Origin of the sequence: Pseudoflavonifractor phocaeensis, from assembly GCF_016901955.1 — a bacterium.
GTDB lineage: Bacteria > Bacillota > Clostridia > Oscillospirales > Oscillospiraceae > Flavonifractor > Flavonifractor phocaeensis_A.
Genome location: NZ_JACJLC010000029.1, coordinates 1 through 23,207 on the forward strand (window position 1 = coordinate 1; position 23,207 = coordinate 23,207).

At 56.4% G+C, this 23,207-nt stretch carries 21 protein-coding genes, 1 tRNA gene and 1 pseudogene; 20 read left to right on the top strand and 3 right to left on the bottom strand.

The window, feature by feature from the left end; all coding sequences use genetic code 11:
• A partial coding sequence (locus H6B51_RS08400) for a hypothetical protein (protein ID WP_204883255.1) occupies positions 1-308 on the top strand: 308 nt, incomplete at its 5' end.
• A gap of 256 nt (positions 309-564) precedes the next feature.
• On the opposite strand, the gene H6B51_RS08405 is transcribed toward H6B51_RS08400, so the two are convergent.
• Positions 565-1,326, bottom strand: coding sequence for an AIM24 family protein (locus tag H6B51_RS08405; protein ID WP_204883256.1), 762 nt, complete (start codon positions 1,324-1,326; stop codon positions 565-567).
• A 350-nt stretch (positions 1,327-1,676) separates the two neighbouring features.
• On the opposite strand from H6B51_RS08405, the gene H6B51_RS08410 reads away from it, so the two are divergent.
• The 9 genes from H6B51_RS08410 to H6B51_RS08450 all read left to right on the top strand — a co-directional run bounded on the left by H6B51_RS08410 (position 1,677) and on the right by H6B51_RS08450 (position 15,016).
• Positions 1,677-4,124, top strand: a complete 2,448-nt coding sequence (locus H6B51_RS08410; protein ID WP_243421201.1) for a LuxR C-terminal-related transcriptional regulator — start codon at positions 1,677-1,679, stop codon at positions 4,122-4,124.
• Positions 4,125-4,310: 186 nt separating this feature from the next.
• Positions 4,311-4,727: a hypothetical protein gene (locus H6B51_RS08415; RefSeq protein ID WP_204740593.1), complete on the top strand. Its 417-nt coding sequence runs from the start codon at positions 4,311-4,313 to the stop codon at positions 4,725-4,727.
• A gap of 145 nt (positions 4,728-4,872) precedes the next feature.
• A complete protein-coding gene (locus tag H6B51_RS08420; protein WP_204883257.1) occupies positions 4,873-6,954 on the top strand; it encodes an LTA synthase family protein in 2,082 nt (693 codons plus the stop codon).
• Between the two features lie 80 nt (positions 6,955-7,034).
• On the top strand, positions 7,035-9,578 hold the full coding sequence (locus H6B51_RS08425; RefSeq protein ID WP_204883258.1) for a winged helix-turn-helix domain-containing protein: 2,544 nt from the start codon (positions 7,035-7,037) through the stop codon (positions 9,576-9,578).
• A 121-nt stretch (positions 9,579-9,699) separates the two neighbouring features.
• Positions 9,700-10,380, top strand: coding sequence for a metallophosphoesterase (locus H6B51_RS08430; protein WP_204883259.1), 681 nt, complete (start codon positions 9,700-9,702; stop codon positions 10,378-10,380).
• A gap of 84 nt (positions 10,381-10,464) precedes the next feature.
• A complete protein-coding gene (locus H6B51_RS08435; protein ID WP_204883260.1) occupies positions 10,465-12,432 on the top strand; it encodes an N-acetylmuramoyl-L-alanine amidase in 1,968 nt (655 codons plus the stop codon).
• A 48-nt stretch (positions 12,433-12,480) separates the two neighbouring features.
• Positions 12,481-12,882, top strand: coding sequence for a transposase (locus H6B51_RS08440; protein WP_204883261.1), 402 nt, complete (start codon positions 12,481-12,483; stop codon positions 12,880-12,882).
• The gene (locus H6B51_RS08445; protein ID WP_204883262.1) at positions 12,882-13,253 is read left to right on the top strand and encodes a transposase; all 372 of its coding nucleotides are present in this window, start codon (positions 12,882-12,884) and stop codon (positions 13,251-13,253) included. The genes H6B51_RS08440 and H6B51_RS08445 overlap by 1 nt, the downstream gene beginning before the upstream one ends.
• A gap of 1,352 nt (positions 13,254-14,605) precedes the next feature.
• Positions 14,606-15,016, top strand: a complete 411-nt coding sequence (locus H6B51_RS08450; RefSeq protein WP_204883263.1) for a TIGR04076 family protein — start codon at positions 14,606-14,608, stop codon at positions 15,014-15,016.
• A 111-nt stretch (positions 15,017-15,127) separates the two neighbouring features.
• Here H6B51_RS08450 and H6B51_RS08455 read toward each other — a convergent pair whose 3' ends face one another.
• Positions 15,128-15,571, bottom strand: coding sequence for a GNAT family N-acetyltransferase (locus H6B51_RS08455; RefSeq protein ID WP_204883264.1), 444 nt, complete (start codon positions 15,569-15,571; stop codon positions 15,128-15,130).
• A 9-nt stretch (positions 15,572-15,580) separates the two neighbouring features.
• Positions 15,581-16,330 (bottom strand): GNAT family N-acetyltransferase, encoded by a 750-nt coding sequence (locus H6B51_RS08460; RefSeq protein ID WP_204883265.1) that lies wholly within the window; start codon positions 16,328-16,330, stop codon positions 15,581-15,583.
• A 163-nt stretch (positions 16,331-16,493) separates the two neighbouring features.
• Between H6B51_RS08460 and H6B51_RS08465 the strand changes: the two genes are divergently transcribed.
• The 10 genes and pseudogenes from H6B51_RS08465 to H6B51_RS08510 form a co-directional block, all read left to right on the top strand.
• Positions 16,494-17,402 (top strand): helix-turn-helix transcriptional regulator, encoded by a 909-nt coding sequence (locus H6B51_RS08465; RefSeq protein WP_204883266.1) that lies wholly within the window; start codon positions 16,494-16,496, stop codon positions 17,400-17,402.
• Between the two features lies 1 nt (position 17,403).
• Positions 17,404-17,724 (top strand): TfoX/Sxy family protein, encoded by a 321-nt coding sequence (locus tag H6B51_RS08470; RefSeq protein ID WP_204883267.1) that lies wholly within the window; start codon positions 17,404-17,406, stop codon positions 17,722-17,724.
• A 2-nt stretch (positions 17,725-17,726) separates the two neighbouring features.
• Positions 17,727-18,362 carry a GyrI-like domain-containing protein gene (locus H6B51_RS08475; RefSeq protein ID WP_204883268.1) on the top strand — a complete coding sequence of 212 codons (636 nt, stop codon included), beginning with the start codon at positions 17,727-17,729 and terminating at the stop codon, positions 18,360-18,362.
• Positions 18,359-18,916, top strand: a complete 558-nt coding sequence (locus H6B51_RS08480; RefSeq protein WP_204883269.1) for a DUF3795 domain-containing protein — start codon at positions 18,359-18,361, stop codon at positions 18,914-18,916. The genes H6B51_RS08475 and H6B51_RS08480 overlap by 4 nt, the downstream gene beginning before the upstream one ends.
• Positions 18,917-18,920: 4 nt before the next feature.
• The gene (locus tag H6B51_RS08485) at positions 18,921-19,316 is read left to right on the top strand and encodes an SRPBCC family protein (RefSeq protein WP_204883270.1); all 396 of its coding nucleotides are present in this window, start codon (positions 18,921-18,923) and stop codon (positions 19,314-19,316) included.
• Between the two features lie 72 nt (positions 19,317-19,388).
• The gene (locus tag H6B51_RS08490) at positions 19,389-19,898 is read left to right on the top strand and encodes a helix-turn-helix domain-containing protein (RefSeq protein ID WP_204883271.1); all 510 of its coding nucleotides are present in this window, start codon (positions 19,389-19,391) and stop codon (positions 19,896-19,898) included.
• A gap of 125 nt (positions 19,899-20,023) precedes the next feature.
• Positions 20,024-20,182, top strand: a complete 159-nt coding sequence (locus H6B51_RS17690; protein ID WP_243421203.1) for a hypothetical protein — start codon at positions 20,024-20,026, stop codon at positions 20,180-20,182.
• Positions 20,173-20,245, top strand: a tRNA-Ser gene (locus H6B51_RS08500). The genes H6B51_RS17690 and H6B51_RS08500 overlap by 10 nt, the downstream gene beginning before the upstream one ends.
• Before the next feature lie 931 nt (positions 20,246-21,176).
• On the top strand, positions 21,177-22,379 hold the full coding sequence (locus H6B51_RS08505; protein WP_204883272.1) for an FAD-dependent oxidoreductase: 1,203 nt from the start codon (positions 21,177-21,179) through the stop codon (positions 22,377-22,379).
• Positions 22,380-22,463: 84 nt separating this feature from the next.
• Positions 22,464-22,758 (top strand): annotated as a pseudogene (locus H6B51_RS08510) (transposase); the annotation flags it as partial.
• Between the last annotated feature and the right edge of the window lie 449 nt (positions 22,759-23,207).

The following is a 23,207-nucleotide window of genomic DNA, read 5'->3' on the forward strand; positions in this document are numbered from 1 at the left end:
ACTTCATGTCCGCAGGGGAGGAGACCATGGAGGAATACATCGCCCGGTGGGCCGAGGTCATCTGCGGGTGGGAGATCCGTGACCTTGCCGTCCAGGACGGCGGCACGATGGGGGCCTATCCTGCCAGCCGGGTCACCTGGATGACCGGCGGGAACGAGGACACCCGGCACTGGGATGCGCTGATGGTCTTCACCGACCTGTATACCTACTTCTACGGATTCAACATGAGCGCGGACTACGCCGGGGAACTGGACGATCTCCGGGAGGACGTGTTTTCCCAACTGGAGTTGATCTTCCCGGATGAGTGAAGCATGGATGGCAGGGTACCTGCGCAATGGGCCGCTTTGTACAACTAAATGCAGACAGCGAAGGGCGGCAATGCCGCCCTTCGCTGTCGTTGAAAATGTGAAAGCTTGAAGTGATAAACAGGATGCCACGACATCAGGAGACGCATCCTCTGAGTCTTAAGTATTTTGTCCGTAGCAGAAGCCTCTTATGTTTTCTGTGGATCATGTATGTGCCATGCAAACGGAATAGGAAGCGCCGCTTGGTTTCCCACATCATTTACCTGGCCGTAGGCATCATCAGCAGTCTGCCGGTGCCGCGATACACGTTGACCAGCCCTTCCCCGCTGGCGGCGGAACCGATCAAACTCTTGCCGGAACGCTCCACCGTGAAGTTCAAGGAACCGCTCCATGCAATCACGAAGTTGCCATCCACCTTCAGTACATCGTCCTTCAGTTCGATCTCAATGAGTTCTTCCCACGGACAGTCCGCCTCCAGGCAGAAAACGCCTCTTCCGTTCAGGCTCAGGTTGAACAAACCTTCGCCTCCGGCGACGGCGGAGGACAGATTGTTGCGCATGACAGTTTTGTGGGTGAGCCGGGAGTCGCAGGCCAGGAACAGGCCGTCATCGAGCACCACGTTGCCGCCCCAGTCCTCTGCGTCCAGCAGGAGAAGGTGCTTAAAGGTGGGTTCCAGCACAAGAAGACCGTCGCCAGTATATTCCGGCTTGATGGCGGACTCGCCGCTGGCCTTGCCTCGAAGCAGCTTTGTGGCCATGTCCCCCACTCCCTTGATCCCGGTGGTGGCGTTGACATTTCCCAGCATCCACTGCATAGCTCCAGCCTGGATGGTGACCGGCGCCTTGCTCAGATCACAGACCAGTTGGCGTCTGCGCACATTCATCTGGGCGGAGAAATATGCGGTGGCGGCGGAATCGGGCGTCACGCTCAGGTCTCGCTGGTATTCGATCACTTGGAAACAGCCCTTTTCATCAAGAACTTTGATATCGTCGTTGGTGGTAAAGTTTTTGATCTGATACATAAAGCGTCATCTCCTTTTGAAATGTTCTTGTGTGACAGCACGTCTGATGGGTGAGTGGTTCTGTGGGATTATCCATGCCCCTGTTGATAAGAAGATCAACCACCCATCGTTATTATATAATGGGTATTTTTATGTGTATAGGAACGCCAGGTACTAATTTAGGTACCAATGTGTTTGACCCATCGCTGCTGCAGATCGTGGACGCCGGTCCGGCGTATTCTTTCGGTTGAGATGTGGCTTAACCTGTGGTAAAATAATTGAAATAAGATCATCTTTTATCAAGATGCCAGAAAATCCGGCAGAGGGTATCGCCTGCGGAGAATGGCTCCCTCTGTCCTCGGGAGGAAACTATGCCGCGGACAAAGCCCATTAATCCAAAAGTGAAATATTATCCGCCCCGGCTGCTGAAGCAGCTGGAGTATATGAAAGACTATCCCTTGACACTGGTGGAGGCCCCCTCTGGTTTCGGGAAGACCACAGTTCTGGAGTATTTCTTTGATACCAGGCTTCCTCAGAGCATCCTGCGGGAGCGATATGAATTTGTACCCCGCCGGGCCAAGGATGGTTGGCGGCATCTGTGCGACATGCTCTCCAAAATCGACGATGCCTGCGCCCGGCGACTGCTGGCTATTGGCCCGCCGGACGAGGACACGATACCGGAAATTGCCCGGGCCCTCCAGACGCTGGAGTGCCTGGAGGACGCTTATCTGTGGCTGGACGACTTTATGAACTGGGAAATCGACCGGCCCGGCGTCTTTTTGGAGGCCCTGTCCCACCACGGCGGGGAGGGACTGCATATCGTCGTCTCCACCCAGCCGTTGTCCAGGGAGAAAATGGAGGGTTTCTCCGGCGGGAATATCTGGCGGCTGCGGGAGGAGAGTTTCGTCTTTCGCAGTGATGACATCGATGCCTATTTTCGATCCGCCGGCATTTCCCTCACCCAGGGGCAGATGGAGGAGGCGGGAACGCTGTCCGAGGGCTGGGTCATGGCTCTGAGCCTACAACTCCGCAATTTCGTTACCACCGGGGCTTTCCACCAGGGCAGCATGGACGAACTGATGGAGAAGGTGTTCTGGAGCCGCCTGTCCCTGGCAGAGCAGAACTTCCTGCTGGAGATTTCCATCTTCCCCCAGTTTACCCTGGCCCAGGCGGCGGGCTTCTCCGGGCTGGGCCTGGATGAGACAGAAAAACTGCTGATGGACAGCCGATACTTTGTCCACTACGAACCGGACAGCCGCTGTTTTTACCTCCACGCCCAACTGCGTCGGCTGTTGGAGGGCCACTTTGCCAAGCTCAGTGAGGAACGCCAGCGTGAGATTTACCTGCGGGGCGGGGAACTGGCAGCCAAGGCAAAGGACCGGCTCCATACGCTGTTGTTTTATTACGCCTCTGGAGCGTGGGAACGGATCTATGCCATGCCCCTGACCAGTTATGACATCGCCGATATCGTCGATGAGCACACCCGGCCCATGATCCTGGAGTTGGTGGAGAGCGCCCCGCCGGAATTGAAACGGGCCTATCCCAAAGCGCTGATCCCCATGGCTTTTGCCCTGTTCTTCCTGGGGGAGAATGAGAAACTGCTGGCTATGCAGGGAGAGATCGAGGGGCACATCTCCCAAAGCACCCTGCCCCAGGAGGAGAAGGACGCTCTGCGGGGAGAAATGGAACTGCTGCTCTCCTTCCTGGAGTACAACCGCATCGAGGATATGAGCACGCGGCACCGCCGGGCGCTGGAGCTGCTGGGCGGGCCGGCCCGGCTTATCAGCGTGAAGAGCACATGGACCTTCGGCTCCCCCTCTGTCCTCTATATGTTCTGGCGGGAGAGCGGGAGGCTGGAAGAGGAACTGGACCAGATGGACCAGTGTATGCCCTGGTACTACCAACTCACCGGGGGACACGGCTCCGGGGCAGAGTACATCATGCGCGCTGAGGCCCATTTCCAGCGGGGGGAATTGGATGAGGCGGAGCAGCTGTGCCACCGGGCGCTGTTCGCCGCCGATTTGAAGCGTCAAAACAGCATCTGCCAGTGCGTGCTGTTCCTGCTGTGCCGCATCGCTGTCCAGCGGGGGGACACAGCCGCTTTGGAGGAGACCCGGCAGGCCATCCGGGACCGGGCAAGACAGAACACCGAGGATCTGTGCCGCTATACCCTGGATCTGGCAGAAGGGTTCTTATCCGTTCTCCTGGGCAGGTGGACGGACATTCCCACCTGGCTCCTGGAGGGGCAGATCGACCGGCGGCGTCTGGTCATCATGACCCAGCCCTTCGCTTTTATCATCTATGGCCGGGTACTGCTGGAGCGAAAGGATTTCCGTAAACTTTTGGGGAAGTGTGAATACTTTCTGGGCTTGAGTTCTATCTTTCCCAACCTGCTACCCCAGGTATATGCCAGACTCTACATGGCCCAGGCCTTGGACGCCTTGGGCCACCGGGACGAGGCCATCGGGCAGGTGAAAACGGCTCTGGAACTGGCTGTTCCCGACCAGGTGTATATGCCCTTTGTGGAGAACTATCCCGGCATTCGCGCCATCTTCCCCTTGTCTGTAGAATGGGAATCTCCACGCGGAGCGATTGCCCGGCTGTACCGGGACTGGGAGGCGGCCCGGGGTGGGGCGGCTGCAGCCTTTACCCCAAGGGAACGTGACATCCTGCGGTATCTGAAGCAGGACCTCACAAACGGTGAGATCGCTCAGAGGCTTTACATCTCCCCCAACACAGTGAGGAACACTGTCAGCGTCATGCTTAAGAAACGGGGGATGGCCTCCCGGGAACAGCTCAAGGCTCTGCCGGAAGAATAGGACTCTGACGCCGATCATGTCGAAAACAGGAAAATAAAAGTACATCGTACCATATCAAAGATTTACTTCACACCCTATGATTTGAATGGAATCATAGGGTGTGTTTTTTTTGTGCGCAGGGACACCGCGCCTTTGATGGAATACCCCCAGGTTCAGCGCACTGAAATACTTGAAGGAGGGACCGCCATGGCGCAGAAATGGGCATGGGAGGAAGAAAAAGTCATTACCAGCGTGACCGCGCTGCCCGGCCACCGACTGCGAATCATGCTGCGTACTGGCAGTGTGCTGGAGTTGAACATGGCCAACCGTCTGAACTCCACCCGATACTATCCCCTTCGGGACGAGGCGCTGATGGCGTCGGTCTCCACAGACGGGGAGCGGCTGCTGTTTGGAAAAGGGGTAGACCATGATGTGCAGTTCGGCATCCGCTTGGCGGTGCTCATGGCCCTTAACCCACCGGGCCATACGGTCAGCGGCGTAGACCCCTTCCAAATGGAACCGGAAACAGGCCCCGCTGCCCGGAGGGCGTTGGGCAACAAGAGAGAAAGAACCGACCATAAATGGGGAGAGAGGACAAACCAGGATGATGGAGATAGAGAATAAGACCGTACATACGCCGCGGGAGAAAGGAAAGAAAATATCAACTCAGCCAGCCGGACGCCGGCTGATAAAGAAAAAAACGCTTGGCTGGGAGGGCATCTGCCGCACCGCAGCCGATACTGTCAAGCCTTGGGCGGGGCGGTTCTTCTTGTTTCCGGCACTGATTTTGTATCTGGAACTGGTGCTCCACTTCTACATGGGGATGGAAATGCGGTATGCGCCAGTCTATTTTGCTTTCAGCTTGGCGGCCGGGTGCCTCTTTTCCGCCCTGATTCTGGTACTTCCCCCACGGGCGGGAGACGTGACAATCCGGGTGGCGGCGGGGCTGGTTACCTTGCTCTACGGCGTGGAACTGGTTGCTAAGTCCATCCTGCAGACCTACTACCCCTTGAGCATCCTGGGGACGGCCTCCGGGAACCGGCTGACAGACTACGCTAACGTAATTGCAGAGCAGGTGGCCGTCATGGTGCCTGTCCTGGCGTTGCTGCTCCTACCTTTTGTGCTGCTCCTGATCTTTTTTGGGCGGATAATAGGCGACCTGCATCCCAACCGGCGACTTGCCGGACTCGCCTTGGCCGCGGCGGCCGCATTCCATCTGCTGGGGGTTGGGATCGTCCATCTCCCCTGGCAGGGGGATCTGACGCCCGGCGCCCTCTACCAGATGGACAGCGCCATTGATGACCAGGCGGAGCAGTTGGGGCTTTGGACCATGCTGCGCCTGGATGTGCAGCACATGATCATCCCACCAAAAAGCAATCTGAGCAACGACTTCAGCGCCATCGAGGGGCTGGGCAGTTCCGACGATGGCGGGGGCACTGGCGGGGCCGACTCTGCCGGCTCCACCGCACCAGCGGAACCTGAAGAACCTGCCGAGGAGGAGCCGGTGGTCGACACATCCCCCAACGTGATGGACGTGGATCTGGCCGCCCTGGCAGAGTCCACGTCCAGCGATAGTGTGGCTTGGCTGGCAAACTATTTCAACAGCGTCGCCCCCACCAACAAAAACGAGTACACCGGGATGTTCGAGGGGTATAACGTCATCCAGGTCGTGATGGAGGGCTTTTCCGGCTACGCCATCGACCCGGAACTGACCCCCACCCTCTATAAGCTGGCCCACGAGGGCTTCGTATTCAACAACTACTACACCGCCCTCCACTTCACCAGCACCTCCAACGGGGAGTGCCAGACCCTGTTGGGCCTCTATCCCCAAAACGGAAGCCCTATCACCATGAAGCGCACCGGCGAACTGGGCACCAACGTCTACTTCTCCCTGGCCCAGCAGTTGGGCCGGCTGGGCTACCAGGTTTACGGCTACCACAACAATCAGAATATGTACGGTCGCCACGAATCCCACACCAATCTGGGCTATACATGGAAGCAGTATGTCCCCGGCCGGAACGACGACCCGGACACCCTCACCTGTGAGGAGAATTCCTCCGGCACCGACCGGCTGTGGCCCCAGCGGGACAAGTACATGATGGAGATAAGTGTGGACGACTATCTGAGCAGCGATGCCCCCTTCCATGTCTACTATCTCACCGTCAGCGGTCACACCCGCTACGGTTGGAACCGGGTTGCAAACCAGTACAAGGACTTGGTTTCGGAACTGCCCTACAGTGAAACTACCCAGGCATATGTGGCCGCCGCCGCTATCGAGGTGGACCGGGCCCTGGAATATCTGATCCAGCGCCTTGACGAGGCCGGCAAACTGGAGAACACGCTGATCATCGCGACCGGCGACCACATCCCCTACTCTGACGTGGATGTGATTGAGGAGTTGGCGGGCAAGGAGTTCGGCACCTCGGAGGCCCTCTCCGCCATCAACGAGTCATCCATCGACTTTGACGTGTACAAGAACACCCTCATCATGTGGTCGGCCAGCATGGAGGAGCCGGTGGAGGTGGATAAGGTCTGCTGTCAGGTGGACATCCTGCCCACCGTGTCCAACCTCCTGGGGCTGGAGTACGACTCCCGGATGCTTGCGGGCAGCGATATCCTCTCTGACAGCGAGGGGCTGGTGGTGTTCTCCTCCCGGTGCTGGAAAACGGACCGAGGCTTCTACAACCGCTTTACTCAGACCTTTACACCCGCTGAAGGCGTCGCCATGACAGCGGAGGAGCAGGCACAGTATGTGGATGCCATGAAGCAGCTGGTGGGCTATAAGTTGGACAGCACCGCCCACATCGTGGAGAACGACTTTTATGATATCGTCTTCGGAGAGGCAGGCTGATCGGAGATGCTGGATATTCCGGACGGACGAGGCCGGTTCTCATCAAACAGCTGGAGGAAGAGGAATAGGAGAGAGGAGCTATGGAGCAGACACCCCAAATCAACAGCACCTATATCAGCCCCCGGCTGGCGGCGCGCCTGGCGGAGGCGGAGCACAGCCAGGTGACCACCGTGGTGGCCCCTATGGGCTACGGGAAATCCACCGCCGTGCGCTGGTGGGTGGAGCGCTATGAGAAGGCCCATCCGGGCACGGTCGTCCTGCGGCAGACCCTCACCGTGGACAGCACGGAGGCCTTCTGGAGGGGCTTCTGCCGGGCCCTGCGGAGATTCCCTGATCTGGCAGAGAAAATGGCGTCGCTGGGCTATCCCGGAGATCGGGAAGCTGCCCTCCTTTTGACTGAACTTCTGGAGGACGCCTTGGAGGGGGAGACACAGCCGATCTTTTATATCCTGGACGACATCCACTGCGTCACCGCGCCTGATTTCTCCGAGTTGCTGAGCCTGCTGGCCCAGAGCCTGCCAAGCCAAGTGAAACTGGTCCTCTTGTCTCGGAACCGGATCTTCCGGGAGGCTGACCGATTCCGTCTGGGCGGAAGATTGTGCCAGATCACCATGAGGGACCTGCAGCTGCGCCGGGAGGAGATCATGGACTATGCCCGCCTGTGCGGCTTGACCTTGGAGGCGGAGCGGGCAGAGGAACTGGACCAGGTATCCGAGGGGTGGATCTCCCTGCTGTACCTGTTGTTTCGCTCTTATGTCCAGCAGGGGAGCTGGCAGTTCCAGACACCAGATATTTTCCGGCTGATGGATCAGGTGATGTACCAGCCCCTGGACGAGCGAAAGCAGCGGTTCCTGCTGGTCAACGGCATGGCAGAGTCCTTTACCCGGGAGCAGGCTGGCCACCTTTGGCAGGGGGATGATAGCGACACTCTGCTGGACGCACTGACTCAGGAGAATGCCTTTATCTCCCACGATGCCGAGAGCGGCGTCTACCGCTATCACAATATGCTCCGGGATGTGGTGAACTGGCATTTCCAGGCTATACCGAAGGGGGAGCAGCGGGAACTGCTTGGTCTGCTTGGACAGTGGCAGATGGAGCAGGGTGAGTATATCCAGGCCGCCAATACATTCTATGATGCCGGCGACTGGGAGCGGCTGTTAGAGGCTATTGTTCTGGATCGCAGCAAAAGTTTTGGCGGTGAGCATGGCCCCATGCTGACCAAGTGGAGTACACAGTGCCCAGAGCAGCTGCTGCTGCGCAGGCCGGACGCCCTGCTGGTGCTGATGCTGAACCTCTACACCTACAATAACATTGATGAGATGATGCGGATCTATGGCCTGTTCCAACGAAGTATGGAGGAGAACCAGACGCTTACCCCCCAGGAGCGCAACAATCTGCTGGGAGAGGCAGAGATCATGCTCAGTTTCCTGGAGTTCAACGACATCTCCGCCATGAGCGCCCACCACCGCCGTGCCTGTGAACTGATGGATCGACCCAGTTACAGCATGGGTAACGAGAGCCCATGGACCTTCGGCTGTCCCTCCATCCTGATGACCTATCACCGGACGGTGGGGGCTATGGATCTGGAAAATGAGGAAATGCAGGTGTGCATACCCTATTACAGCCGGGTTACTGAGGATCATGGCGCCGGAGCGGAGTATGTGATGGGTGGCGAGGTTTTCCTCATACGGGGGGAGACGGCCAGCGCCGAGATTGCTTATCACCAGGCCATGGGAGCAGCCGCTTCCAAGGGACAGTTCAGCATCCTGATTACGGCGGCCTTTCTGGTGGCCCGACTGGCCCTGCTGGCAGGGAAAGAGGCGGGAGTGTTTTCTCCCCTGGAACGGCTGTTTCTCCCACTCAAGGAGAACCGCCAGTATGTGTTGCTGCCCACTCTGGATATGTGCCGGGGGTGGTTATACGCCCTGTTAGGCCATCCAGAGGAGGCTCCCGCCTGGCTCCTGAAGGAGGACGCCGCTTCGTCGGTTCTAACTCCCGCTCTGCCCATGCTCCAGCTTATCACAAACCAGCTGCTGCTCTCCCAAGGCTCCTACAGCCAAGTGGCTGCCCGGTGGCAGGAGCTTCATGACCTGTGCGGGCAGTTCCACTACCTGCTGTGCGATATCTATTTGCAACTCCAGACAGCGTCGGCCTTGTTTCATCTGGACCGTCTGGAGGAGGCCCAGGCACTATTGAAAAGTGCCTGGGAGACCGCTCTGCCCGACCGGATCTGGCTGCCCTTTGCCGAAGTGGATGATTGCCTGGTACCCCGGCTGACAGAGGGGCGGGACCCTGCGGCTCCTGAAATGACGGAACTGCTGGCTCTGGCCGGCAAGTTCCGATTGGGGCGGAATCGGGTCAGAGGCCTGCTGTGGGAGACGGCGGCGGAACCCGGCATGTCCCGGGACTGGGGCCTCTCCCGCCGGGAACTGGAGATCGCCCTGCTGGCGGCGCAGCGCAAGAGCAACCAGGAGATTGCCAACGCCCTTTTCCTCTCGGAGCGCACGGTGAAAAACCACCTAAACCGGGTATACGACAAGATGGGGATCCCGGGCACCGAGCGCAGCAAGCGCGCCCGGCTGGCGGAGCTGCTGGGAGAGGAGCCGGAGACCGCCGGCGTATAGCGCAGGGGTGCCGTCTGGCTGTGCCTGCCGGGTGCGGCTGTCCCCCATTTCCCTTTGTTGTGGTCTGTCCCACAAGCTTTTGTGGGCGGATACATAAGAAATTATGTTCGGAGTAATGCGTATGAGAACCGGAAAAAAACTTCTGGCCCTTCTGCTGACGCTGTCCATGGCGTTAAGCCTGACAGTGACCGCGGCAGCCGCGGAGGAGGACGGCGGCGTCACCATCCTCTACACCAACGACGTCCACACCTACATCGACCAGGACCTGACCTATTCCCTGGTGGCCGCCTATAAGGACTCCCTGGAGAACGCCCTGCTGGTGGACGCCGGGGACCACATCCAGGGCACCGCCTACGGCGGGATGGACCAGGGGGCCACCATCATCCAGCTGATGAACGCCGCCGGCTATGACCTGGCCACCCTGGGCAACCATGAGTTTGACTATGACATGGAGGGCTGTATGGCCGCCATCCAGGCGGCGGACTTCCCCTACGTATCCTGCAACTTCTGCCACGAGGCGGACGGCGTCCGGGGCGAGAACGTCCTGGACAGCTATCAGGTGTTCGAGGTGGGTGGAGTCTCCGTGGCCATCGTCGGCATCACCACCCCCGAGTCCTTCACCAAGTCCACCCCCGCCTACTTCCAGGATGACAACGGCGACTACATCTACGGCATCGCCGGCGGTCCGGACGGTGAGGAACTGTACGACGCGATCCAGGAGGCCGTCGACGCCGCCTCCGCCGAGGCTGACTACGTCATCGCCCTGGGCCACCTGGGAGTGGACGAGTCCTCCCAGCCCTGAACCAGCCGGGAAGTCATCGCCAACACCACCGGCCTGGACGTCTTCATCGACGGCCACTCCCACACCGCCCTCCCCATGGAGGAGGTGACGGACGAGGGGGGCGGCGCGGTCATCCTCACACAGACCGGCTCCTATCTGGATGCCGTGGGACAACTGACCATCGCCGCCGACGGCACCATTACCACAGAACTCCTCACCGCCGAGGACCTCTCCGGCCTCACCCCCGACCCGGAGGTGAAAGCCCTGGAGGACGCCTGGATCAGCGAGATCGACGAGCAGCTGGGACAGGTCATCGGCTATGCGGAGGTGACCCTGGACAACTATGACGCCGAGGGCAGCCGCCTGGTGCGCAAGCAGGAGACCAACACCGGCGACTTTGCCGCCGACGCCCTCTACCACCTCTTTGACAGCATGGGCATGGATGTGGATGTGGCCGTGATGAACGGCGGCGGCATTCGAAACGGGGCTGTCACTGGGGAGATCACCTATCAGACCTGTAAAGAGATCCACACATTCGGCAACGTGGCCTGCTTGATTACCGTCACGGGGCAGCAGCTCCTGGACGCCCTGGAGTGGGGCGCCAAGGATATGACCGCCGACGGCGCGGTGGAGAATGGCGGCTTCCTCCATGTCTCCGGCCTGCGCTATACGGTCAACACAGCCATCCCCTCCACTGTCCAGCAGGACGAACTGGGGGTCTGGACCGGCGGTCCCACCGGCGGCTACCGGGTCACTGCTGTAGAGGTGCTGAACAACGAGACCGGGGTCTATGAGCCCTTGAGCCTGACCGGCGTATATAACCTGGCGGGCTACAACTACACCCTGCGCAACCTGGGGGACGGCTTTGCCATGTTTGACGGGGCGGTGAATGTGCTGGACTATGTGGCCGAGGACTATATGGTTCTGGCTGACTACCTCCAGTCCTTCCCCGTGGACGAGGCCACCGGCCTGCCCACCATCTCCGTCGGCAGCCAGTATGCCGATGTGAACGGCAGCGGCCGCATCACCATTGTCCATGAACCCGTCGGCTATGCCGACGTGGCGGAGGGCGCCTGGTACGCCGGGGCCGTGTCCTATGTCACCGCCAACGGCTTGATGGCTGGCGCGACGGAAACCACCTTCGCCCCCAACGCCCCCATCACCGGCGCGGATCTCACCGCCGCCCTGAACGCCATCGCTCCTGCTGAAGCTGAGACTGGCGGCCAAAGCGTCACCCGTGAGGCACTGGCGGCCCTGCTGTGGATCCGGGCCGGCAGTCCAGCAGCCGGGGCCGATTTGAGCGCCTTCTCCGACGCGGATTCTATCAGCGGCGAAAACCGTACTGCCATGGCCTGGGCCGTGTCCCAGGGCCTGCTGGCGGGCTATGGAAACGGCACCCTGGGTCCCGACGGGATCCTGACCCGCGCCCAGGCAGCAACTGTAGTCATGCGTCTTCACCAGGCCGTCCTCTCAGAGGGCGGCCTGGCCCTTCCTAACGATTCGCAGCAGACGGCGGTCCAGTGGGAGCGGCAGTTCACCGTGGTTATCGACCCGGGACACGGCGGGCGGCAGCCGGGGGCCCACTACAGCGGAGTGAGCGAGAAGGAGATCAACCTGGCGGTGGCCCTGAAGCTGGAGGCCCTGCTGACGGCACGGGGGTACCAGGTGGTGATGACCCGCTCCGACGACACGGGGATCGGCCTCTATGAGCGGGCGGAGCTGGCCAACGCATTCGGGGCGGATCTCTTTGTCTCCCTGCATTCCAACGCCATGGCCAACGCTCCGAACTTTCAAGGCATCCTCACTTATCACTACCCCTCCAACAGTTCTGGGGCGGAACTGGCTCAGAGCATCCAGACCGCTGTCTGCCAGGTCACCGGCGGGACTGACCGGGGTGTACGTAGTGCGGATTTTGTGGTGCTCAGGGAGACTGACATGAGTGCCGCCCTGGTGGAGATGGGTTACATGAGCAGCCCCGGGGAACTGGCGCGGTTGCTGGATGCATCCTACCAGGACAAGCTGGCTCAGGGGATCGCCGAGGGGATTGCTCAGTATTTGGGTGCCCCGGAATAAGTCAAAAGCCGTATTCACAAACAAGAAAGGGAGTAGTAAAATGAGGCTATGAAAAAAGAAAAGCAACGCAAGGCGTACCCGAGCGACTTGACGGATGAGCAGTGGGCGGAGATCGCGCCACTCTACACGGGGATGCGAAATTGCAGACGGAGCAAGCGGGAATTGACGGACGCTGTGCTGTATTTAGTGGATTCTGGGTGCAACTGGAGACAGTTACCCCATGATTTCCCACCATACTCAACAATGCACAGCTTTTATCGTCGTGCCCGAATCAGCGGGCTGTGGGATCGCATTTTGGAGCATTTGGTCCGGAAAATCCGGAAGGATGCTGGGCGTGAGGAGATGCCAAGTTATGCAATCATTGATTCCCAGAGTGTAAAGACCGTATCGGCCAGTGAAAACCGCGGGATTGACGGAGGGAAAAAACGAAAGGCCGAAAGCGGCATATAGTGGTGGACGTGATGGGGAATTTATTGTCTGTCGTTGTTCATGTCTCCAATATCCATGATACAAAGGCGGGCATCTCTGCTGCCAGGCAAGCATGCGAAAGATACCCGTCTATTCAAAAATTCTGCGCTGATGCTGGGTATCGGGGTACTTTTGTGTCTGATTTGCAGGAGCAGTTCCACCTTGATGTTGATATTTCTGAAAAAATCAAACCTCATGAATGGGAAAAACTTCCTTGGCGTTGGGTTGCTGAACGCACTCTGGCATGGCTGGGCCATTCTAGACGTCTCAGTAAAGATTATGAGATACTCTCCGCTTCTGAAGAGGCGATGGTTAAAATCTCTCATTTTCACTCGCTTATCAGACGCTTATGAATACGGCTTCTCAGACAGATGTTGGCAGATATGTTTGGCGGACACATCCGGCAGAAACGCTGTCACCTCCACAGAATGCTCCGAATTGCGGTAAAAAGATGAAATACTTCAGTGATACCCACCCTGCAGCAAGGGTCTGTTGCAAAATGCAGTTTTCAGACCCAAGCGGAAAATTTGTGCATTAAAAAAGTTAGCGAGAACCGCCGCCTTGACGGTTCTCGCCAACTTTTTCTTTGGCCTGATTTTTCAAAATTCTATTTTGCAACAGCCCCTTGCTTTCTGCTGGAATGCAGGTCACAGGCTGAAATTATCCGTAACAATTTTTGCTGGCACAAAATTTTGATTTTCAAAAATGTAAGAGAGACTCCATACTCAATGGACATGGGGTACTGAATGAAATGTTTCTGGGGGAACCTGCATCGTGCAACCATGGGCTGAGTCCAAACAATCAGCCGCCATCCTGCTTGAGGATGGCAGTTTCATTATATATGCTTGGAGCGCAAAAGCGCTATTGAAATTTCACGATTTGAGTCATGTTATAGGCGTGGGCTGTTTCAATATTATTAAGTGTGTGATGCCCCCTCCTCCCACCAGGCTGTATTCTTTGTATAGGCGTGTTAAAAATTGATATGCCTGACTCGAAAAAACCTCTTGCTTCTCAGCCTCTGCAGAGGTACAATACCCCAAACCTGAACATAAAAAAGAGCCCTTCTGAACAGGCTATGGCAGTTATGCCGCGCCTGGTCAAGAAGGGCTCTTTGACCACATATTTGACCACAGACAGCGTCGGAACGCTCGGAAACAGTGGAATTAAGAGTGGCAAAGAGTGATCGGAATGGAGTAAAAATGGTTAAAAACCATTAGAAAGTATCAGAAAAAATTTAGTTCAATCGTTTAAGTCGTTTTAGGAATCAGAAACGAATAATCGTAAAAAGATTACCAATAACCTCTCAAAGCGCGGACAACTCTCTTAAAAATTGGAAAATAGTTATATACTTTTATAAAAATTGACCATCACAAGCGGAGGAAGAAATTCTTCTGAAGAAGGCACTAAAGTGAAAAAGATTTGAGAAATTAGTGTTAAATGCTTTCATTTCTCTTATAATAATTGTATTTTTTGAGCATTAGGATTTGTTTATAGCCCGTATCTCTCGTTTTGTTGGTTCAAAGGCCTATTTTTAAATATGCTTTATAGCAGCTATTTCTTTGTATATAGCTTGTTAAAAACTGATATGCCTGATGTCCCGATCTGATCCTCTTGCCAGCAGAGCCCTTCCCAGATACAATGGGGACAAAAGGCAGTCTGCCCCGTCCTGCCGGACGGAATGTGAAATACCAAGGAGGGTGAAACCATGCAGCACGAATGCAGAATTACAGTATTGGAGACTAAAGTGTTCCCGGAGTACCAGGAGAAGTATCTTGCGGATCCCAAATCAGGTCCCTGCCCCTGCTTTCAGAAGGGAGATACCTTTTTGCTCAAGCGTACCGCTGAACGGGACGATTTTTACCACCTGATGAACGGGAAATTCTGCGGGGAAGCGTGGGACGCCATCAGCCGGTATGTCTACACAGCCCTTCAGGGCGGATCCATCATGCACAAGTGGACCAATGATGAGCGGATGATGATCGCCTGCTGCAACGACGGGACCCGGCCGGTGATCTTCAAGATCGAGCGGATCGATATCCCAGAGACCGAAGAGGAACGGGAATGGCTGGAAAAGCAGAATTTCAAGAATACGGCAGAGGATGCCTACACCGGCTGAATCAGGGACAGGCGCATCATAACACCCAAAAAGTGGAACACACTGGCCCTCTCTGTCTATTTCAGGGATACTTAATGCAAAGCGGAGCGCTCACACGGGCGCTCCGCTTCCTCATAGTTCTCTTTGCAGGTACACCATGTCCACCAGCTGCACCTCACCCTCGTAGATGGGGTGGTCGTAGTGGTCGGTGAAAAAGTTCTTGACCAGATGGTGCTTGCGAAAGCCGCAGGCCTCATAAAACGGGATCGTGGAGGGACTATCTCCGGTGCCCACTTGTATCGTTACATACCGGCCCGCGTATGTCCGGATGAGAAAGTCCACCAGGGCTTTCCCATAGCCCTTGCCCTGGAAATCAGGCTCCACGGCAATGTTCTTCAGCTCCAGAATGCCGTCTCCCTCATCCGTCACCACACATTCGGCCTTGACGCCATCGTCCTCCAGCACATACATGGTCCCACGCTCTAAATAGCGATCCACCATGTCCTCTTGCTCGTCAGCCAGCAGCAGTAAGTCGAGATATCTCTTTTTGTCCGTCTCCACTTTTCTGATTTCCATAGGCACACCTTATTTTTTCAGAAGCCGCTTCAGTGCGGCGGCGTCCAGCAGATTTACCGTCACGAACTTTCCCCGATAGAATACCGCCCAGTTGTTGAACACGCAGGGCAAGGACTTGGCCTTCTCCAGAGTGTCCACCGAAACGAGGGTATAGGGTGTCTCCAGTTCTTCACAGGTTTTGCGCACTAACTCCACACTCTGATGAATGTAGGGACACTGGGAACTGTAATAGATGGTCAACTCCTCAGGTTCAATCGCCTGCCGCTTGGCGTTCTCTGCAAAGCAGGGCTTCGTTCCGTCAAAGGAGAGGGCCAGCAGCCGATAGCCGTCCGAGGTGATATCTACCGTTTCAAATCCATACTTTTCTGCGAAGGCCTGGTCTGAGAGCCAGGCTTTTTGCTTTTCCGCTCCCAGCATACACACGCCGGACTTTCCCTTGGCTCTGGCGTCAGCCAGGCAGTACTCCATCAGCTGCCTGCCGTAGCCCTTGCCCTTGAACTCCCCGGTGACCCACAGGCAGTAGATATAGAGGTAGTTATCCCCATCCACCGGCACCCAGGCAGTCTCCAGCGGAGCATACTCGATGAACACCACGCCCTTGGCGTCCAACTTGCGGAACACATGTCCCTCCCGGAGCCGCTCCCGGAGCCAGACACGCTTGGTCTCCACACCGGGGTGAGGCTTCTTGCTGCGGATGATGCAGCACAGATGCTCCCGGTCCAGATTTTCTTCTGTTAGATTGAGAAACTGATCTTCCATGTCCGCTACCTCCCGGAAAATCTGCCTCCATGATACCATGCCCTCCACGGCAAGACAATCCCATATCCCACCGGCAAAAGTTTTTCTCTAAGATAAACATGACAGACAGTTGTCGTGTTCCTATGCTATAATGCAGACAGAAATGCGAAAGGCGGTATACCCCATGAAGATGGAGCGGCTCATCGGCATCTTATCCATCCTGCTCCAGCGGGAGAAGGTCACCGCCCCGGAACTGGCAGAACAGTTCGAGGTGTCCCGACGGACCATCCAGCGGGACATCGAGTCCCTGTGCCGGGCGGGCATCCCCATCTCCACCGCTCAGGGCGCAGGCGGCGGCATCTCCATCATGGAGGGCTACCGGGTAGATCGGACGGTGCTCACCGCCCCGGAGATGCAGGCCATCCTGGCAGGCCTCAGGAGCCTGGACAGCGTCAGCGGCACCCGGCGCTATGCCCAGTTGATGGAGAAACTGTCCGCCGGGACAGGCGGACTGGTACCCGGCGGCGCTCATATGCTCATCGACCTTTCCTCTTGGTATAAAACCAGCCTGCCGCCCAAAATTGAACTGATCCAAGGTGCCATCGAGCAGCACCGCACCATCCGTTTCGCCTACTTCTCTCCCAAAGGGGAATCGGTGCGCATTGTGGAGCCCTTCTACCTGGTGTTCCACTGGTCCACCTGGTATGTATGGGGTTGGTGCCGGATGCGTGAGGATTTTCGCATGTTCAAATTGAATCGCATGACGGACCTCACCGCCGGAGAACCCTTTGAGCCCAGGTCCGCGCCCCTGCCCGACTTGGAGCCAGAGCGCATCTTCCCTGCCAAGTATCAGGTCACCGTTCTCTTTGACCCGTCCTGCCGCTGGCGGCTGGTGGAGGAGTACGGGGCGGACCGGTTCACCGTGGAGCCAGACGGACGGCTGCGCTTTACCGGCGGCTTTCCCGACTCCGACAGCGTGCTCAGCTGGGTGCTCACCTTCGGGGACAAGGCGGAGCTGCTGGGGCCGGAGGAGTTGCGGGAACAGCTGCGGAAACTGACTGAAACACTGTCAGACCGTTACAGGAGGGATTGACATGGCCTCTCATCAGGACTTTGTGGACTATGTAGCCGAGCAGCTGCGGGAGGCCGGGACCATCCGCAGCCGAAAGATGTTCGGCGAGTACGGTCTCTACTGCGACGGCGTGTTTTTTGCCGTCATCTGTGGTGACCAGTTCTTTGTCAAGGTCACTCCGGCTGGAGAGGAGGCCTTTCCCCATCTGCCTAAAGCTCCGCCATACGAGGGTGCCAGGGACTACATCTGGGTGGAGGATGTGGATGACCGGGACACCATGACCGCCCTCACCCGCCTTACCTGTCTGGCCCTTCAGGCTCAGCCGAAAAAACGGAGGAAATGACCATGGCCTTTGACTATAAAAAGGAATACAAGGAATTCTACCTACCACCCAAAACGCCGGGCATCGTCACCGTACCCGCTATGAACTTTCTGGCGGTGCGGGGCCAGGGCGATCCCAACCAGGAGGGTGGCGCTTACAAGCAGGCTCTGGAACTGCTCTACGCAGTGGCCTACACCATTAAAATGAGCAAGATGGGCGATCACAAGCTGGAGGGCTACTTCGACTATGTGGTACCGCCGCTGGAGGGTCTGTGGTGGCAGGAGGGCGTCCACGGTGTGGACTATTCCCGCAAGGCGGATTTCCGATGGATCTCCCTCATTCGCCTGCCGGAGTTTGTGACGGAAGAGGCCTTTGATTGGGCTATCCGGGAGGTCACGGAGAAAAAACAGCGGGATTTCTCTAAGGTAGAGTTCTTCTCCTGGGAGGAGGGCTTGTGCGTCCAGTGTATGCACATCGGCCCCTATGACGACGAACCTGCCACCGTAGCGGCCATGGAGGAGTACGCCAAGAATCAGGGCTATGAGGCAGATTTCAGAGAAGGGCGGTTCCACCACGAGACCTATTTGAGTGATGTGCGGCGGTGCAAGCCGGAAAAACTGAAAACCGTCATCCGGCAGCCGGTAAGGAGGATGCCATGAAAGGCTTCACCAGAGAAGAAAACCGCTTCTCCCTCTGCGGACTCAACTGCGCCCTGTGTTCCATGCATCTGGGCGGCTACTGTCCCGGCTGCGGCGGCGGGGCGGGCAATCAGAGCTGCGCCATCGCCAAGTGCTCCCTGGAGCATGGCGGCGTTCTGTTTTGCTGGGAGTGCCCGAAGTATCCCTGTTCCCGCTATGACGGTTTTGACGACGGAGACTCCTTTGTGCCCCATCGGAATCGGCAGCAGGACATTGCCCAGGCCAGAGAGATTGGGCTGGAAACTTACCTTGCCCAGTTGGAGGAAAAACGGGCCATCCTGGACAAACTTCTGGCTCATTATAGCGATGGCCGCCGCAAGACGCTTTTCAATACTGCTGTCTACCTGCTTCCACTGGAGGATTTGCAGCCCGTGATGGCTGCTCTGGACGACAGGCCGGAGTTGGATGGCCAACCAATCAAGGAGCGGGCCCTGGCCGCTGTGGAACTCCTCCAGGAGGCGGCGGACCGCCGGAGTATCAGCCTGAAACTGAGCAAGAAGCAAAAGAAGGAGTGATGCTATGGCGACTTCCAGGATGACCGTTCATTTCCCATGCCCGGTGGAGCAGGTGTGGCAGACCGCAACCAATCTTTCCCACACCGCCTGGCGTAGCGATTTGGCCCGGGTGGAAATTTTGAACAAAACCCACTTCGTGGAGTACACTAAAAGCGGCTATGCCACGAACTTCACCGTCACAGCCTGTGAGCCTCTTCGACGCTGGGCCTTTATCATGGAGAACGGCAACATGTCAGGCTCCTGGGAGGGGATCTTTGAGACGGCGGAGGGCGGCACACGAATCCATTGCACCGAAACCGTCAACGCCAAGCACTGGTGGATGCGCCCCTTTGTCCCCGGCTATCTGAAGCGGCAGCAGAAACTGTATCTGGACGATTTGCGGAGAGAACTACAAAAATAAGGTTTGTTACTTTGCGTTGCTTGCGGCAACGGGCTGCTTTCCCTACAATGGGGAGCGAAAGGAGTGACCCCTATGCTCAATGAAAATATCAAAGCACTTCGGAAATCCAAGGGCCTTTCCCAGCAGGACCTTGCCGACAAGCTGAATGTGGTGCGGCAGACCATCTCAAAATGGGAGCAGGGTCTGTCCGTCCCGGACTCCGATCTGCTCATCGCCCTGTCGGAAGCTCTGGAGACCCCAGTCAGCACCCTGCTGGGCGAAACGGTAACGGAGGTGGAAGCGGACCAGGTCAAGGCCCTTTCGGAAAAACTGGAGATCATCAATTTACAGTTTGCCCGGAGAAAGGCTTTTCGAAAAACAGCCCTCCACTGGTCACTGATCGCATTCTGCGCACTCATCGTGGCTGTCTTGGCGGCCTTGGCAGTTGTCCGCAGCCCTTACCTGGGTTGGGATTTCGGCGACCCAGAAACTGCCGTGATGGGCACCGCTTTTCACGCCCTTGAGTGGGGCTTTGTCCGTCTGGCCCCCTTTGCCCTGGTGGCGGCCCTGGTGGGCGTTTTCCTGACACGGAAAAAAGCATAGGACATGTTTCGGGAGCGTACACCACTGAACAGGAAGAGCAGTACCACCGGACAAACATGAGCATAGAAAATCGGGCAGAGTCCGTTGCTTTCCGATATGCTGAATCCAGAAGGACAGTGTGACCAATGGATTGGGTAACAAGCATTCATCAGGCGATCCAGTATATCGAAGAACATCTCCGGGAGGAGTTGGCCATCCAGGAAATCGCGCAGCAGGCGGTGAAGTATCGGGATGTGGACTACACCGTGGCCGCACTGGTGACTGTGCCCTCCACTTGTGTGTAGTGCAGTTGGTATCGCGCTTGCTCTGAGAGCAAGATGCCGGGAGTTTCAGTCTCCCCACCCAGTCCTAAAAACGGTTTTCTTCTCTTCCTTTTCCATTGTCATAGCAATGCGGCCGAAGCAGTTTGGGATAGAAATAACCCGCTTTGAATCTGTATTGGATTCAAAACGGGTTATTCTTTGTGTCTTTCAGTCCAACCAATAGCTGCCGCAACTTTACCCACCAATTCTCCTTGGAAGTGTACAAATATCCCACAAACAGCGATATTTTGTTGTAAATTTTGACTGCAGGCTCATCTTCTGTGTGCCTTGACCACGTGTTTGTCCACAGGCAGCAAAAACCGGCCACCAGTTTCAGCAGGTACAAGCCGGCGGCAAACTTCAGAAGACGGAGTTTCTTTTGAGCCTGCTATATTGAGCAGCATCAACACTGGCAGTCAACGCCCATTCCCTTCAGATCCAAAACCACCAGCAGAAACAAAAAACAACTCTCCTCTGTTTACATATCATGTATGAGGTAATTGCGAAAGTCGATCCAAATAGGTGTGACAGGAAGAAAGCGGTCAAGGAAAGAGGAGATTCAGAAAAAAGCGAATGGGGATCACGTCCTCATGGGAAGAGACGTGAGGGAGGGATCTCGGAATAATAAAGAGGTGACAGATCAGGCGGTAAGGGCACGAATGCGGCGGAATAAGCGGCGCTGGCAAAGGGCATCAGCTAAAACGACACAGAGGAGTTGGACGATACCGGCGAGGAAGATGTCGGCTTTTGTGGTTAGAGAATCAGAAGTTTTTCTTTGTTCAACGCCAAGGACGTATTTGAAAGAACCAATAGAGCGTTCAACGGCAGTGCGTCTGGCATATAACTCAGCCCAATCTGGAGAACCGCGCAGGATGCCAGGATAGAGGCGTAAATCAGCGTCCGGATAGATGTAAACACAGCGCCCGTATTTGGAAACGGTACAAGGATTCTCGCAAGTACAGCGCAGAGAGCGACCATGGACAGAGGTGGCGATGGAAGAAGTCTTTGGACAGACAAATTTCAACCGTTTGGACCGGTTCTTCCCGCCACAGACGCTATCACGAAAAACACCACCGCCAAGATTACCAGCCAGCATGGGCTGATCTATGACAAGTTGATTTCCAAGTTTGGAGTCGAGCAAGCAAAGCAATATCTCGCCGCCAATGAGGCAGCGATTCAAACGTACCGGGAATTGTGCCGGAATATTGACTGCGGCTTTGAGGAAAAGGCGGCCTATACCTATTCCCTGGATGACCGGTGTAAGATTGAGCGGGAACTGAATGCGCTGGATAAATTGGACTTTCCGGCTGAATTTGCGGATAAGCTCCCTCTTCCCTTTCCCGTTGCCGGTGCAGTCAGATTCCCAAATCAGGCACAGTTCCATCCGCTGAAATTCGTCTCCGGCATCGCAAAGGGCCTGCACATCTATGAGCACACCCGGGTGCGTGAGCTGATAGGCACCACAGCTGTAACAGACCACGGCCAGATTTGTGCCAAGAAGATCATCGTGACAACTCACTTCCCCTTTCTCAACAAGCACGGCAGTTACTTTCTCAAGCTGTATCAGCACCGCTCCTATGTCATAGCCCTCCAACATGCGCCGGATGTGGACGGCATGTATTTGGACGAGGCACAGGCTGGGATGTCCTTCCGGAACTACAAAAATCTGCTGTTCGTCGGAGGTGGAGGACACCGCACCGGTAAAAAGGGGGGCAGCTGGCAGGAACTGCGGGATTTTGCCCGGCGGCACTTCCCCCAAGCGGAGGAGCAATACCATTGGGCCACTCAGGACTGTATGAGACTGGATGGCATCCCCTATATCGGGCCTTATTCCGCCTCCACTACAGATTTGTATGTGGCCACCGGTTTCAACAAGTGGGGCATGACTACCTCTATGGTGTCCGCTATGATCCTTAGTGATCTTGTTCAAGGAAAGACAAACCCGTATGAGGAGGTATTCTCCCCCTCCCGTTCCATCCTTCACCCCCAATTGGCTGTCAACGGGTTTGAGGCTGTGGTCAACCTGCTGACACCCACCACCAGACGCTGTCCCCACCTGGGCTGTGCGCTAAAAAGGAATTCTATAGAACACACTTGGGATTGCCCATGTCACGGCTCTCGCTTCACCGAAGACGGGAAACTGATCGACAACCCAGCAACAGATAATCTGAAAAACTGAGATAAGGATTTGAGCAAATATCTGAAATATCAGATATTTCCGCACCTCCTCCAGCATTCGAAAAAACCGGTGGACTGAGTATTCCTAATTGGTGTCAATATGGATGGCCGGAAAGATGTCCTGGGCATGTGGGTTGGCGAAAATGAGAGCACCAAATTCTGGGCAACTGTGCTCATTTGACGGAGCGATCCATGCGACTTTTCCTCAGACCGAGATCCAGAACTGTATCATCCACCAGCTGCGTAATTCCAGCAAGTATGTGTTCTACAAGGACCCAAAAGCCCTTATGGCCGATCTGAAGGCCGTCTATTCCGCCGTAGATGAGCAGGCAGCCCTGGATGCTCTGGGCACCTTTGGAGATCACTGGGACAAGAAATACCCCAAAATCTCCCCATCTGGCCATGATGGATATTGCGAAAAAGTAGACCGGGCAGCGGCAGGACTGGAGCCTGATCCATGCTCAGATGGCCATCTACTTACTATGCCGAGCATATTGCCTGACTAACACCGCTGGGGTCTGATGGCAAGGGCAAGATGAACGGCTCCGCCGCCCTTGATATCCAGCCCCGTTGGCACTATGTTGTTGAAACGGCGGCAGCCGGACAAGTCTGCTACCGCCGCAAATCCATTTTGCCCTATTTGCACCACAAATGGAGTTTACACAGAATTTTGGATGGGCCTCTCGCTTCCGCCCGGTTTTGGTGGCGACAGCGGGTACGGCAGTTACAATATGCTTTGTGCTCCTATCGCATCGCCTGGCTTTCTTTGGTTAATCTCTCTTGACGGTTTTTGGCTTCCATGCTATGTTCATTATACAAAACAGAGAAA